The following is a 12,474-nucleotide window of genomic DNA, read 5'->3' on the forward strand; positions in this document are numbered from 1 at the left end:
CCCGGCGGGAGAAACAAGCCCATGCCATCCATGCCCGCCTGGCGCGCGCTGGCCCACACGGCCGTGCTCGCCACCAGCCTGATCTGCGCCACCCGCGCCGCACAGGCCCAGGACGCCCCCACCGCCCCCGTCGCCGCCAAGAAGCCCCGCGACGTCAGCATCCACGGCGACCGCCGCATCGACGACTACTTCTGGCTGCGCGAGAAGGACCAGCCCGACGTGCAGGCCCACCTCCAGGCCGAGGCCGCCTACGCGGACGCCTGGTTCAAGCCGCTGGCGGCCTCGGAGCAGAAGCTGTTTGAGGAGATGAAGGGGCGCGTTCAGCAGCGCGACCAGGGTGTGCCGCAGCGCCAGGGGCGTTGGTGGTACGTCAGCCGCATCGACGTGGGCCAGCAGTACCCGGTGTACGTCCGTCGCGCCGCACAGGGGCCGCAGCGTCTGTATGACGCCAGCGCGCCCGAGCAGGTGCTGCTGGACCTGAACGAACTGGCCAGGACGCGCAAGTTCGTCAACCTGAACGGCCTGTCCGTCAGCCCCGACGACAAGTTGCTGGCCTACGCCGTGGACGCCACCGGCGCGCGCGACTTCGAGCTGCATGTGCGCGACATCGCCACCGGCGCGGACCGCGTCGTCGCGACCACGCCGCACGCCGACGCCTTCGAGTGGGCGGCCGACAGCCGCACGCTGTTCTACATCCGCCACAACGATGCGCGCCGCTCGCACCAGCTGTGGCGGCACCGCCTGGGCACGGCGGCCGACACGCTGGTGCACGAGGAGAAGGACGAGCTGTTCAACCTGATGCTGGCCAAGTCGCTGGATGGCCGCACGCTGATGCTGGGCTCGCGCTCCAAGGACACGATGGACTGGCGCCTGCTGCCCGCCGCGCAGCCGGAGGGCCGCTGGCGCGAGGTGCTGCCGCGCCGGGCCGGGCAGGAGTACGCCGTCACGCCCTTCGGCGCCGAGCTGCTGCTGCGCATCAACGACCGCGGCGTCAACTTCCGGCTGCTGCGGCTGCCGATGAAGGCGGGGGCCGGCGTGCTGGTCCCGGCCGAGGGCCTGGCGCGCGCGCGCGAGCTCATTGCCGCCCGCGACGACGCGATGGTGGAGCAGGCGGTGGCGTTCAAGACCCATGCGGTGGCGCAGATCCGCGAGGGCGGTTCCGTCAAGCTGCGCATCTACCCGCTGGGCGGCGGGGCGCCGCGCGACATCGCCTTCCAGGAGCTGGCCTATGGCGCCACGCTGGCCAGCCAGCGTGAGTTCGATGCGATGCACGTGCGCTTCACCTACAACTCGCTGACGACGCCCACCAGCACCTACGAGGCCGAGCTGGCCACCGGCGACCTGCAGCTGCTGAAGGTGGCGCCGGTGCAGGGCGGCTACGACGCCAGCCTCTACGCCACCGAGCGGCTGTGGGCGACGGCGCCCGACGGCGTCAAGGTGCCCGTCAGCCTCGTCTGGCGCAAGGACAAGCGGCGCACCGGCCCGCAGCCGCTGCTGCTGTACGGCTACGGCAGCTATGGCCACCCCAGCGACCCGCGCTTCGGCAGCGGCCGCCTGTCGCTGCTGGACCGCGGCGTCATCTACGCCATCGCGCATGTGCGTGGCGGCGGCGACCTCGGCCGGCAGTGGTATCTGGACGGCAAGCTGGCGAAGAAGATGAACACCTTCACCGACTTCGTCGCCTGCGCCGAAGCCCTCGTGAAGCAGGGCTACACGCAACCCGGCCAGCTCATCATCCACGGCGGCAGCGCCGGCGGCCTGCTGGTGGGGGCGGCCACCAACCTGCGGCCCGATCTCTTCAAGGCCGTCGTCGCGCAGGTGCCCTTCGTCGATGTCATCAACACCATGCTGGACGCCAGCCTGCCGCTGACCACCGAGGAATACATCGAATGGGGCAACCCCAACCAGGCCGGCGAGTACGCCTGGATGCGCGCCTACAGCCCCTACGACAACCTCAAGCCGGCGGTCTACCCCGCGGTGCTGGCCAAGACCGCGATCAACGACAGCCAGGTGCCGTACTGGGAGGCCGCCAAGTACGTGGCCCGGCTGCGCGAGTTGAACCAGGGCAAGGCGCCGGTGCTGTTCGACATCAACATGACCGCCGGCCACGGCGGCGCGTCGGGCCGTTTCGACGCGCTGCGCGAGGCGGCGCGCACCAACACCTTCATGCTGCAGCAATGGGGTCTGCTGAATGACTAGCGACTACTGGCGCCGCACACGGCGGCTGACGGCCGGGCTGCTGCTCGCCTGGGCGCTGGTGGCCTTCGTGCCGGTGGTGTTCGCACGCGAGCTCAGCGTGGAGCTGTTCGGCTGGCCGCTGGCTTTCTGGCTGGCGTCGCAGGGCGCGCTGCTGGGCTTCTGCGCCATCGTCATCGTCTACGCGCGCCGCATGCGGCGGCTGGATGAGGATGCGGGCTAGGGAGGGGTTTGCAGACCCTCCCTAGCGCTCCAGCGCCGCCAGCTCCATGCGGCGCGTCTCGGCCTCGCCGAAGTGGCGCACATAGGCCTGCCGCACCCAGCCGGTCCTGACCATCGCGGCCAGTTGCTCGCCAAGGCGGCCGGCAGCGGCAGCAGGCACCGCGGCACGGTTCACGTACAGGCCCAGCACCTGCGGCCGGGCCTCGGGGATGTTGACGGTGGCGATGTCGGGCGCCAGCGCGCCATCGCGACGCAGCTTGATGTGCAGCGCGTTGGGCATGATGACCGCCTGCACGCGCCGGGCGGCCAGCTTGGCGGCGAGGTTGGCGAAGTCCGATGAGTACTCGGCGCGGCGCGTCGCCAGCAGTTGTTCAAGGTGCAGGTCGACGCGGCTGTTCGTGCGTATGCCTCGCACGACGCCCAGCCGCAGCTCGGGCCGGCGGATCAGGTCGGCCAGGCTGGCGATGCCCGCGGCCGCCTCCGGGGCCAGCAGCAGGTCGTGCTTGGTGTAGCCGTAGGGCAGGTAGACGCCCAGCGCATCGCGCTCGGGCGTGCGCAACATGGACGTGATGATGTCGATGCGGCCGACGTCGAAGTCCTGCAGCGCGCGGGCGCGGGGCAGGAACACCAGCTCCAGCCGGCAGCCGCTGCGGGCCGCCAGCTCCTGTGCCAGCTCCGGGATCAGGCCGCGGATCTGGCCCTGCTCCTGGTAGCTGCCGACGCCCAGGTCGGACACGGCCACCTGCAGCGGCCGGCCGCAGTCGGCCGTCGCGCTCGCGGCGGCGCCGCACAGCGCCCAGGCCAGCAGCAGCCGGCGGGCAATGGGGCGCGAGGACGGGTGACGGGCCATGGGCCCGATTTTCCGGCGTACGGTCTGGCGGTCGACTGGGCTCAGGACAGAAAGCGTTCCAAATGCTCGGCCAGCGCCGCGGGCTGGTCGTGATGCAGCATGTGGCCGGCGTCCTGCAGCACGACGCGCTGAACATCGGGCACGACGGCCAGCCGCGCCTCGAATTCCTCGCGTGGAAAGCGCGTGCCCCAGAAGCGCGTCAGCTGGTCGTCGCTGCCTTCCACCCACAGCACCGGCGCGGCGATGCGCTGCCAGCAGGCCAGCACCTCGGCCTTGCGGTAAAGCACCGGGTTGGCGAGCTTGTGGGCGGGGTCGGCGTTCAGCAGGAAGCCCTCGGGCGTCTCGCGCGCCCAGTGGCCGGCCAGCCAGGCGGCCTTGTCGGCAGCCAGGCGCGGGTTGTTCTTGCGCAGCCGCTCGGCCACATCGGCCAGCGTCGCGTAGGGGCGCAGCGAGGGCGGGTCTTTCAGCTCGTCCAGCCAGCGCGCCAGGCGCTCGGGCGCGGCAGCAGGGGCGACGTCGGGCATGCCGAAGCCTTCGAGGTTGATCAAGCGACGCATGCGCTGCGGGCGAACGCCGGCATAGCTCATCGCCACGTTGCCGCCCATGCTGTGCCCCACCAGGTCCACCGGCGCGCCAGGGCTGATGGCGTTCAGCAGCGCGTCCAGGTCGCCGAGGTAGTCGGGGAACCAGTAGCAGTCGGCGCCGGTGGTGGCGCTCAGGCCGAAGCCGCGCCAGTCCAGCGCGATGACCTCGCGGTCCTCGGCAAAAGCGTCGACGACGAACTGGAACGACGCACCGACGTCCATCCAGCCGTGCACCATGACCAGCGGCGGCCGTCCCGGCACGGGCTGGCCCCAGCGCAGCAGATGGTGGCGCAGGCCGCGCAGGGTCAGAAATTCGCTGCGGTGCGGACGACGAAGGGGGTAGACATGGGGCATATCCGCACTGTAGGCCACGGTTGTCCGCGGACAATGGGGTCATCATGCCCGCACCCCGCCACGACATCCGCGCCGCCGAGCCGCGCGACCTCAAAGACATCGTCCAGTTGATCAGCGAATTGGCCGAGTTCGAGAACCTGACGCATCTGCTGGAAGTGACGCCCGACAGCCTGCGGCCGCACCTGTTCGGCGACGACCCGGTGGCCGAGTGCATGGTGGGCGAGGTGGGCGGCGAGGTCGTGGCCTTCGCGCTGTTCTACAAGAACTTCTCGACCTTCCTGTCCAAGCCGGGCCTGTACCTGGAGGACCTGTACGTCCGCCCCGCCCACCGCCGCAGCGGCCTGGGGCGGGCGCTGCTCATCGAGCTGGCCCGGCTGGCCTGCGAGCGTGGGTACGGCCGCTTCGACTGGACCGTGCTGGACTGGAACGAGGACGCCATCCGCTTCTACGAGAAGCTGGGGGCCGACGTGATGCCCGAGTGGCGCATCTGCCGGCTCACCGGCGACGCGCTGGAGCGCTATGCCGATGGCGATCGGCCCAGCATGTGGTCGCCGTCCGCGTGGCTGGGGTTGTGAGCGGACGCCTGCGGGCAATCCATGACGTCGGTCCGGGACGGGCTGGCTAGCATCGCCCCTCGATCAAATCGGGGGCGCTGATGGCTGAAGACCGCTACGAGCCGCTGCACGCCGCCTTCCGCTGGCAGGTGCCGGACGACTTCAACATCGCCGAGGCCTGCTGCGGCCGCTGGGCGCGCGAGACGCCCAAGGCCACCGCCATCCACTTCGACAGCGAGAGCGGCTGCCGAGCAACGTACAGCTATGCGCAGCTGCAGCGCGCTGCCAACCGCCTGTCCAACGCGCTGCTGGCCCAGGGGGTGCGGCGCGGCCACCGCGTCGCGATCGTGCTGCCGCAGCGCTTCGAGACGGCCGTCGCGCACATCGCCCTCCAGCAGATCGGCGCGGTGGCCATGCCGCTGTCGATGCTGTTCGGCGCCGAGGCGCTGGAGTTCCGGCTGCAGGACAGCGGCGCCGTGCTGGCCATCGCGGCCTGCGAGGCGATGCCGGTATTGCGCGAGGTCAAGACCCAGTGCCCGGCGCTGCGTCGCGTCATCGTGGTCGGCGAGTGCAGCGTGCAGGGCGACGAACTGGGCTGGATGGAGGCGCTGCAGGCTGAGGCCGCGCGCTTCCAGCGCGTGGCGACCCGCGCCGAGGACCCGGCCATCCTCATCTACACCAGCGGCACCACCGGCAACCCCAAGGGCGCCCTGATCCCGCAGCGGGCGCTGATCGGCAACCTGAGCGGCTTCGTCGCCAGCCAGGACTGGTTCGGCTTCGATCCGTTCAACGCCAGCCAGCCGAGCGACGCCGTCTTCTGGAGCCCGGCCGACTGGGCCTGGACCGGCGGGTTGATGGACGCGCTGCTGCCCACGCTGTACTTCGGCCGCCCCATCGTCGCGTGGCAGGGCCGGTTCTCGGCGGCCAAGGCCTTCGAGCTGATGGCGGCCTACGGCGTCACGCATGCCTTCCTGTTCCCGACCGCACTCAAGGCCATGATGAAGGCCGAGCCGCGGCCGCGCCGCCATGGCCTGAAGCTGCGCGCGCTGATGAGCGCCGGCGAGGCCGTCGGCGACGCGGTGTTCAGCTGGTGCCGCGACGCCTTGGGCGTGCCCGTCAACGAGATGTTCGGCCAGACCGAGATGAACTACGTCGTCGGCAACTGCCAGGCGCTGTGGCCGGCCAAGCCCGGCAGCATGGGCCGGGCCTACCCGGGCCACCGCGTGGCCGTCATCGACGGCGACGGCTGCGAGTGCGCGCCGGGCGAGGTCGGCGAGGTGGCCGTCAACGCGTTCGACCGCCATGGCACGCCCGACCCGGTGTTCTTCCTGGGCTACTGGAACAACGACGTCGCGACGAAGGCCAAGTTCACCGGCGACTGGTGCCGCACCGGCGACCTGGCCCGCAGCGATGCCGACGGCACGCTGTGGTACGAGGGCCGCGCCGACGACGTCTTCAAGAGCGCCGGCTACCGCATCGGCCCCGGCGAGATCGAGAACTGCCTGCTCAAGCACCCGGCCGTGGCCAATGCGGCCGTCGTGCCCAAGCCCGATGCGGAGCGCGGCGCGCTGGTGAAGGCCTACGTCGTGCTGGCCGACGGGCACGTGGGCGATGCGGCGCTCGTCGAGGCGCTGCAGGCCCACGTGAAGGCGCGGCTGGCGCCGTACGAGTACCCGAAGGACATCGAGTTCATCGACGCGCTGCCCATGACGACCACCGGCAAGGTGCAGCGCCGCGTGCTGAGGTTGCAGGAGCAGCGGCGCGCGAACCAGGCGGCGTGATCAGCGCCCGGGCCCTCTGCAGGTGTAGGGCTTGCCCACCATGCGCATCGCCAGCGGGGCCACGTTGCCGTTGAAGGCGGTGTTGTCGGCGATGCGGGAGCGGAACACTTCCACGCAGGTGTTGCCGCGCCGCATGACGGTGCGGTACTCGCCCAGCGCGCCGACCGACTGCAGGCGGTTCTCGCTGGTGGACTCTTCCACCCACGCGCCGGCGCCGCCGGTGGCATCGGCAATGCGGTCCTCCAGCGTCGCCCGCGGCGTGTTGCTGCGCGGGTCGCTGAGCGCCGGGTTGCGCGCGGCCGCGCTGGACGCGGCATAGCCCGGTGGCAGCGTCAGCCTCAGGGCGGCGCGTGGCGGCTCGGCGGGCTGGGTGGGCGCGGCCGGTGCGGGGCTGGCGGGAACGCGCTCGGCCTCCGGCGCGGCCGGCGCCTCGATGCTGAAAGGCCGCGGCTCGATGGCGGCGAGGGCCGGTGCCCGGGCCGGCGGTGGCATGCGGCCGGCCTCGGACGGCGGCGGCGGTGGCCGCCGGGGCAGGATGAGCTGCACGGTCGTCGAGCGTCGTTCTCGCGCGTCATCCAGCCGGGCCGGCCGGTGCTGCCACAGCGCCAGCAGCAGCGCCGCATGCAGCGCGGCGACGACGGCGCGGGCGGCCCAGCGGTGGTTCATGAACCTTGCAGCTTCACGCTGACGCGGCTGTTGGGCGGCGGCAGCAGGCGGGCGGCGTCGGGCCAGCTTTCCTGGCCGGTCAGCAGCGTGCAGGGGCGGGGCTGGGCGGCCTTGCGCTCCAGCGGGTCGCGCTCACCCTGGGCCGCCGGCAGCGGCAGGCCCAGCAGCTTGCCGTCCTCCCGCCATTCCAGCTCCCAGGTGGGGGTGGCGCTGCAGACGCGCACACCCTCGATGCGCGGGAACAACCAGCGCAGGTACCAGGGCAGCATCTCCTCGCGCAACGTGCGGGCCACGCGCACGATCTGGCGCACCTTGGCCATGGTCACCTGTTCGGGCGTCACGTTCAGCTCCAGCGTGCCGCGCACGGCCATCTCACCCTTGGCCACGTTGGTCGCGAGGTCGGCCGTCTTGGCCTCGGCCTCGGGCAGGATGGGCAGCTCGAAGCCGCCCTGGGCGTCGAGCTTGATCGGGTAGTCGGCATCGTCGCTGCGCACCGCCATGCGGATCTCGGCCAGGGGGCGCTTGGTCTTCTCGGCGTCCACCTTGAAGTCCATGCGGAACAAGTCCTCGCCGTAGCGGCGCAGCTTGGCGATGACGCTGTTGATCTGCGCATAAGGCAGCGCGCTGCCGTCGCGCTTGAGTTCGGTGCGGACCGGCGGCAGCACCACGGTTTCGGTGGGCGGCGTTTGGGCCTGGGAGGTGCTGGCGAGCAGCAGCAGGGCGGACAGCAGCAAGGGGCGCATGGCAGGGCGTGTGAGTTGAGGGGGTAGAGGCGCTCGGCGGCTCAGGCTGGGTCGTCGCTGCCGTCGGGCTCGGGGCCGGGTTCCCAGGCCAGCAGGTCGCCGGGCTGGCATTGCAGGACATCGCAGATGCGCGACAGCGTGTCGAAGCGAACGCCGCGCACCTTGCCGCTCTTGAGCAGCGACAGGTTGGCCTCGGTGATGCCCACGCGCTCGGCCAGCTCGCGCGAGCGCATCTTGCGCCGCGCGAGCATGACGTCGAGGGTGACGATGATGGGCATGTCAACGCACCTCGCTAGCAAGTCGGTGGCGGATTTGCGGGCCGAGCGCCGGGCCGCCCCAAGCCGGCCCGCCTGTGGCGATGTGCTCGCGGCTCAATGCCGCGAGCATCGCCGTCCCCTCGGGGGACCGGTCAGGTGCGCCCGCGTTCAGCGCGGCGCGACTGGACGAGGGGCTCATACAAACTCGGCGTTCTCGTCCGCGACGCGCGCGGCTTCTAGCAGCACCTGCGCCAGCGCCAGCAGCAGCAGGCCGAACAGCAGCGCGAGGTAGTGGTCCGACGACAGGCCGAACCACAGCCGGCGCTCGCCCTTGCCGTTGCCCCAGGTCAGCGCCAGGATGGCCAGCGTGTGCCCCAGTGGCTGTGCGGCCGCCAGCGCGCACACGCCCAGGCCCAGCCGGCGCAGGTGCTGTGCCGGCCGGCGCGCCAGCAGCTCGCCCTGCGCGAAGCAGCCGAACAGCGACCACATCTGCCACAGCGCGAACAGGCTCACCGACGTGGGCAGCAGCATGGCTGCCAGGCCCCACAGCCGCGAGCCCACGTCCAGCTGCACGGTGTTCAGGCTCCAGGTCTTGGCCGCCACTTCCGCCACCCAGTCCGGCTGGGCCCAGAAGATGAACGGCAGCGTGCCGATGAACACCACGCCCGCCAGGCACAGCAGCCGGACGATCCAGGACAGGCGGCGGATGCGCCGCAGGCCGTCAGCGGAAAAGGACTCGGGCATGGTGCTTTCGTGAAACAAGAAAAACTTACTGTAAAACAATAAATCGTTAACGCCATACAGCATGGGCCGTTGACACGAAAATCAGGGGCATGAGCAAGAAGACCAGCCACGTCAGCGAGACCCCCGCCACGCAGATGCTCAAGCGCGCCGGGGTGGCGTTCACCGAGCATGTGTACGACTACGTGGAGCACGGCGGCACGGCCGAGTCGTCCAGGCAGCTGGGCGTGGACGAGCATGCCGTCGTGAAGACGCTGGTGATGCAGGACGAGAAGGCCGAGCCGCTGATCGTGCTGATGCATGGCGACCGCACGGTCAGCCTGAAGGAGCTGGCGCGGCAGATCCCGTGCAAGAAGGTGGAGCCCTGCAAGCCCGAGGTGGCGCAGCGCCACAGCGGCTACCAGGTGGGCGGCACGTCGCCGTTCGGCGTGCGCAAGGCGATGCCGGTGTTCGTCGAGGCCGGCATCCTGGCGCTGCCCAAGATCTGCATCAACGGCGGGCGGCGCGGCTACCTCGTCGGCATTGAGCCGCGCGTGCTGACCGAGCTGCTCGGCGCGCGGCCGGTGACCTGCGCGAACTGAGCGGGAACGGCGATTGCCGGCAACGCCGGCATGTGGGAGACGGTTCTTTCGACGTTGCGCGCCGAGTTCTCGGACGTGCCCGATGCCGAGCAGGTGACGCGCATCCTGACGCGACTGCTGCTGGCGGCGTTGCTGGGCGGCGTGCTGGGCTACGAGCGCGAGCACAAGGGCAAGGCGGCCGGCATCCGCACGCACATGCTGGTGGCCATGGGCTCGGCGCTGTTCGTGCTGGTGCCGCTGCTGGGCGGCATGCTGCCGGGAGATCTGAGCCGGGTGCTGCAGGGTGTCATCGCCGGCGTGGGTTTTCTCGGGGCGGGCGCGATTGTCAAGCAGCGGGCCGAGGAGAACGTGCAGGGCCTGACGACCGCGGCCGGCATCTGGATGACCGCCGCCATCGGCGTGGCCTGCGGCATGGGACGCGAGTCCACGGCCGTCATCAGCACGCTGCTGGCGCTGGTGGTGCTGGCCTTGTTGCCCAGGCCGGATGTGCCGCCCCGGCACTGATCGGGCTATCCTCGCCGCAACCGCCGACGGGCAGGGCATCGCCAGGGTCGTGCGGCGAAGGGAGTCGCATGAACTGGTTGTTCCCGGCAGGGGTGGCGGATGCCGATGGCGTCTATCAGCCGCTGCCGCCGCTGTGGGTCAGCGCCGCGCTGCTGATCGGCGGCTTGGCCGCCGCGGTGGCGGTCACGTACAGCCGTGGCGGGCCGTGGTTCAGCAGTGTCGTGCTCATCGGCCTGGCGATCGGCCTCGGCCTGCGCACGCTGCTGGAGCGTCGCCGGCATGGACCGCAGGGGCAGCCGCTGGTGCAGGTCGCCGGAGGGCAGGTGACGCTACACCGCGCCGACGGGAACGCGCGCGACCTCCAGCTGCCGCTGGCGCAGATCGCGCACCTCGTCATCTACGGCCCCACCGGCCGCCGGGCCTACCGCTTCATCCGGCATGACGGCAGTTGGCTCGAGGCCCGGCCGCAGTGGCAGCGCCGGGCCGAGGCCCTGGCGATCGAGTTCCTGCAGCAGCGCCTGCGCGAGCGCGTCGTCATCGAGGAGCCGCAGACCGGCTTCGCGCAGGCGCGCGGCGACGGGCCGTATTTCGGCAGCTGAAGGGCCGCCGACCGGGCGTCAGCGCCCGGCAAGGCCGCGGCCCGGTGGGCCGGACAATATCGCCCCATGTTGACCCTCCCCACCCCCGCTGCGGCGTTCGCCACCGCTTGGCCGGCCCGGCTGCGCCGTCTGGCCTGTGCATTTGCCGCGTCCGGGCTGGCGCTCGCCCAGGCCGGCACACCGGCTGATCAGGTTGACGCCGACATCGTGGCGCTGCGCGACCGCCATGCCGCTGCCGTGCGTGGTGCGCAGCCCGCCTCTGCGCCGGCCCTGCAAGCCGCGCTGACTGACATCGACCAGGGGCTCGCCCGGCTGGACGCGCCGCTCAACGCCGCGCTGGCCCGCGGGCACGCCGAGCTGCGGCTGCGGCGCTACGAGCTGCTGCTGGACAAGGCCCGCGTGCTGCGTCGCCTGGGCCAGCCCGATGTGGCGCTGGCGGCGCTGGACGCAGCCGTGCGCCTGAGCTGGACGCCGCTGCCGCGCGCGGATGGCCAGGGCGCCGACCCCGACCTGGCCGCGCTGCTGGCCGACCCGAGGGCGCATGCGCTGCGGGACCGTCTGGCCGTGGGGCCGCGGCTGGCCGATGCGTCGCCATTGCTGTCGCCCTACACGGCCCGCATGAGCGCGGCCGAGCGCGTGGCCGCGCTGTCGCGGCTGTGGGCCACGGCGCGCCAGGGCTTTGCGTGGTTCGACAACGCGCCCGGGCTGGACTGGGACGGGGCCTACCTGCAGGCCATCCCGCGCGTGCTGGCGGCGCGCGACACCGAGGCCGTCTACCGCGAGCTGATGCGCTTCACGGCGCTGCTGCGTGACGCCCACACCAACGCCTACCCGCCCGACGCACTGCTGCCCCGCTTCTTCGCGCGGCCCGGCCTGCGCACCGGCCGTGTCGAGGGCCGCACCGTGGTGCTGGCCGTGACCGACCCGGCCCTGGAGCGCCGCGGCGTGCGCGTGGGCGACCTCGTGCTGTCGGTGGACGGGCTGGCCGTGGACGAGCATGTCGCCCGGCATGTGGCGCCCTACCAGAGCAGCTCCACGCCGCAGGATCTCGAACTGCGCTCGCACGGCAGCATGCTGCTGGCGGGCGATGCGCGCCGGCCGGTGCGGCTGGTGCTGGCGCATGCCGACGGCAGCCGCTACGAGGTCAGCGCACCGCGCAGCGGGTACCGGGCGCGGCCCGATGCGCCCACCGAGTCGCTGGAACTGCGCGCCGACGGCGTGGCGGTGCTGCGGGCCGGGCAGTTCGAGAGCGACGCCGCCGTGAAGCTGCTGGATGCCCGCTTCGACGAGGTGCTGAAGGCCCGCGCGCTGGTGCTGGACCTGCGCGGCAACGTGGGCGGCGACTCGGACCACGGGCTGGCGCTGCTCAGCGCGCTGACGGACCGCCCGGTGCCGCTGGCGTTCAGCCAGGTGCGCGACGACGGACCGCTGGTGCAGGCCCGCCTGGGTGCGCAGGCGGCGCCGCGCTGGCTGGACCTGCCCGCCGAGACCTTCCAGCGTCCGCTGGCACGCCGCTTCGACAGGCCGGTGGTGATGCTCATCGACGCGGGCACGTTCTCCGCCGGCGAGGACACCGCCGTGGCCTTCAAGCTGCTGCAGCGCGGGCGCCTGGTGGGCACGGCCACCGCTGGCAGCACCGGCCAGCCGCTGTGGTTCGGCCTGCCCGGTGGCGGCGCCGCGCGCATCTGCGTGAAGCGCGACAGCTATCCCGATGGCAGCCGGTTCGTCGGCGTCGGCGTGCAGCCGGACCTGGTCGTGGCGCCCACGCTGGCCAGCGTGCGCGCCGGGCAGGACCCGGTGCTGGAGGCCGCGCTGCGCGAACTGGCCGCCGCAGCGCGCTGA

The 12,474-nt window shown here is 71.9% G+C and carries 14 protein-coding genes; 8 read left to right on the forward strand and 6 right to left on the reverse strand.

The window, feature by feature from the left end; genetic code table 11:
• The first annotated feature begins 21 nt into the window (after positions 1–21).
• Entirely contained in the window at positions 22–2,199 is a 2,178-nt protein-coding gene (locus ACG04Q_RS13655; protein ID WP_394511486.1) for a S9 family peptidase, read from the forward strand.
• Entirely contained in the window at positions 2,192–2,419 is a 228-nt protein-coding gene (locus tag ACG04Q_RS13660; protein WP_394511487.1) for a DUF4212 domain-containing protein, read from the forward strand. Before ACG04Q_RS13655 ends, ACG04Q_RS13660 begins: the two co-directional genes overlap by 8 nt.
• Positions 2,420–2,440: 21 nt before the next feature.
• Here the strand turns inward: ACG04Q_RS13660 and ACG04Q_RS13665 are convergent, their stop codons facing one another.
• Both ACG04Q_RS13665 and ACG04Q_RS13670 read right to left on the reverse strand, forming a co-directional pair.
• Complete coding sequence (locus ACG04Q_RS13665; RefSeq protein WP_394511488.1) at positions 2,441–3,268, reverse strand: substrate-binding periplasmic protein; 828 nt, start codon at positions 3,266–3,268, stop codon at positions 2,441–2,443.
• Between the two features lie 41 nt (positions 3,269–3,309).
• Positions 3,310–4,206 (reverse strand): alpha/beta fold hydrolase, encoded by an 897-nt coding sequence (locus ACG04Q_RS13670; RefSeq protein ID WP_394511489.1) that lies wholly within the window; start codon positions 4,204–4,206, stop codon positions 3,310–3,312.
• 44 nt (positions 4,207–4,250) lie between these two features.
• Between ACG04Q_RS13670 and ACG04Q_RS13675 the strand changes: the two genes are divergently transcribed.
• Both ACG04Q_RS13675 and ACG04Q_RS13680 read left to right on the forward strand, forming a co-directional pair.
• Positions 4,251–4,781, forward strand: coding sequence for a GNAT family N-acetyltransferase (locus ACG04Q_RS13675; RefSeq protein ID WP_394511490.1), 531 nt, complete (start codon positions 4,251–4,253; stop codon positions 4,779–4,781).
• 80 nt (positions 4,782–4,861) lie between these two features.
• A complete protein-coding gene (locus ACG04Q_RS13680; protein ID WP_394511491.1) occupies positions 4,862–6,541 on the forward strand; it encodes an acetate--CoA ligase in 1,680 nt (559 codons plus the stop codon).
• On the opposite strand, the gene ACG04Q_RS13685 is transcribed toward ACG04Q_RS13680, so the two are convergent.
• From ACG04Q_RS13685 to ACG04Q_RS13700, 4 genes are all read right to left on the reverse strand, one after another.
• Positions 6,542–7,207 carry a hypothetical protein gene (locus ACG04Q_RS13685; RefSeq protein WP_394511492.1) on the reverse strand — a complete coding sequence of 222 codons (666 nt, stop codon included), beginning with the start codon at positions 7,205–7,207 and terminating at the stop codon, positions 6,542–6,544.
• Positions 7,204–7,950: a DUF2987 domain-containing protein gene (locus tag ACG04Q_RS13690; protein ID WP_394511493.1), complete on the reverse strand. Its 747-nt coding sequence runs from the start codon at positions 7,948–7,950 to the stop codon at positions 7,204–7,206. Before ACG04Q_RS13690 ends, ACG04Q_RS13685 begins: the two co-directional genes overlap by 4 nt.
• Before the next feature lie 41 nt (positions 7,951–7,991).
• Positions 7,992–8,228 carry a helix-turn-helix domain-containing protein gene (locus tag ACG04Q_RS13695; RefSeq protein WP_394511494.1) on the reverse strand — a complete coding sequence of 79 codons (237 nt, stop codon included), beginning with the start codon at positions 8,226–8,228 and terminating at the stop codon, positions 7,992–7,994.
• 174 nt (positions 8,229–8,402) lie between these two features.
• Positions 8,403–8,951: a DUF2975 domain-containing protein gene (locus tag ACG04Q_RS13700; RefSeq protein WP_394511495.1), complete on the reverse strand. Its 549-nt coding sequence runs from the start codon at positions 8,949–8,951 to the stop codon at positions 8,403–8,405.
• 89 nt (positions 8,952–9,040) lie between these two features.
• Here ACG04Q_RS13700 and ACG04Q_RS13705 point away from each other — a divergent pair, with 89 nt between their 5' ends.
• The 4 genes from ACG04Q_RS13705 to ACG04Q_RS13720 all read left to right on the forward strand — a co-directional run bounded on the left by ACG04Q_RS13705 (position 9,041) and on the right by ACG04Q_RS13720 (position 12,474).
• The gene (locus ACG04Q_RS13705; RefSeq protein WP_394511496.1) at positions 9,041–9,529 is read left to right on the forward strand and encodes an aminoacyl-tRNA deacylase; all 489 of its coding nucleotides are present in this window, start codon (positions 9,041–9,043) and stop codon (positions 9,527–9,529) included.
• 30 nt (positions 9,530–9,559) lie between these two features.
• Positions 9,560–10,033, forward strand: coding sequence for an MgtC/SapB family protein (locus ACG04Q_RS13710; RefSeq protein WP_394511497.1), 474 nt, complete (start codon positions 9,560–9,562; stop codon positions 10,031–10,033).
• Between the two features lie 68 nt (positions 10,034–10,101).
• On the forward strand, positions 10,102–10,632 hold the full coding sequence (locus ACG04Q_RS13715) for a hypothetical protein (protein WP_394511498.1): 531 nt from the start codon (positions 10,102–10,104) through the stop codon (positions 10,630–10,632).
• 66 nt (positions 10,633–10,698) lie between these two features.
• Positions 10,699–12,474, forward strand: a complete 1,776-nt coding sequence (locus ACG04Q_RS13720; RefSeq protein WP_394511499.1) for a S41 family peptidase — start codon at positions 10,699–10,701, stop codon at positions 12,472–12,474.

The sequence above is a fragment of the Pelomonas lactea genome (assembly GCF_043555885.1).
In the GTDB taxonomy this organism is placed as follows: Bacteria; Pseudomonadota; Gammaproteobacteria; order Burkholderiales; family Burkholderiaceae_C; genus Pelomonas; species Pelomonas lactea.

Coding starts and splice junctions, on each gene's coding strand:
- ACG04Q_RS13655 (WP_394511486.1), top strand. CDS start 22: ATGCCATCCATGCCCGCCTGGCGCGCGCTGGCCCACACGGCCGTGCTC.
- ACG04Q_RS13660 (WP_394511487.1), top strand. CDS start 2,192: ATGACTAGCGACTACTGGCGCCGCACACGGCGGCTGACGGCCGGGCTG.
- ACG04Q_RS13665 (WP_394511488.1), bottom strand. CDS start 3,268: ATGGCCCGTCACCCGTCCTCGCGCCCCATTGCCCGCCGGCTGCTGCTG.
- ACG04Q_RS13670 (WP_394511489.1), bottom strand. CDS start 4,206: ATGCCCCATGTCTACCCCCTTCGTCGTCCGCACCGCAGCGAATTTCTG.
- ACG04Q_RS13675 (WP_394511490.1), top strand. CDS start 4,251: ATGCCCGCACCCCGCCACGACATCCGCGCCGCCGAGCCGCGCGACCTC.
- ACG04Q_RS13680 (WP_394511491.1), top strand. CDS start 4,862: ATGGCTGAAGACCGCTACGAGCCGCTGCACGCCGCCTTCCGCTGGCAG.
- ACG04Q_RS13685 (WP_394511492.1), bottom strand. CDS start 7,207: ATGAACCACCGCTGGGCCGCCCGCGCCGTCGTCGCCGCGCTGCATGCG.
- ACG04Q_RS13690 (WP_394511493.1), bottom strand. CDS start 7,950: ATGCGCCCCTTGCTGCTGTCCGCCCTGCTGCTGCTCGCCAGCACCTCC.
- ACG04Q_RS13695 (WP_394511494.1), bottom strand. CDS start 8,228: ATGCCCATCATCGTCACCCTCGACGTCATGCTCGCGCGGCGCAAGATG.
- ACG04Q_RS13700 (WP_394511495.1), bottom strand. CDS start 8,951: ATGCCCGAGTCCTTTTCCGCTGACGGCCTGCGGCGCATCCGCCGCCTG.
- ACG04Q_RS13705 (WP_394511496.1), top strand. CDS start 9,041: ATGAGCAAGAAGACCAGCCACGTCAGCGAGACCCCCGCCACGCAGATG.
- ACG04Q_RS13710 (WP_394511497.1), top strand. CDS start 9,560: ATGTGGGAGACGGTTCTTTCGACGTTGCGCGCCGAGTTCTCGGACGTG.
- ACG04Q_RS13715 (WP_394511498.1), top strand. CDS start 10,102: ATGAACTGGTTGTTCCCGGCAGGGGTGGCGGATGCCGATGGCGTCTAT.
- ACG04Q_RS13720 (WP_394511499.1), top strand. CDS start 10,699: ATGTTGACCCTCCCCACCCCCGCTGCGGCGTTCGCCACCGCTTGGCCG.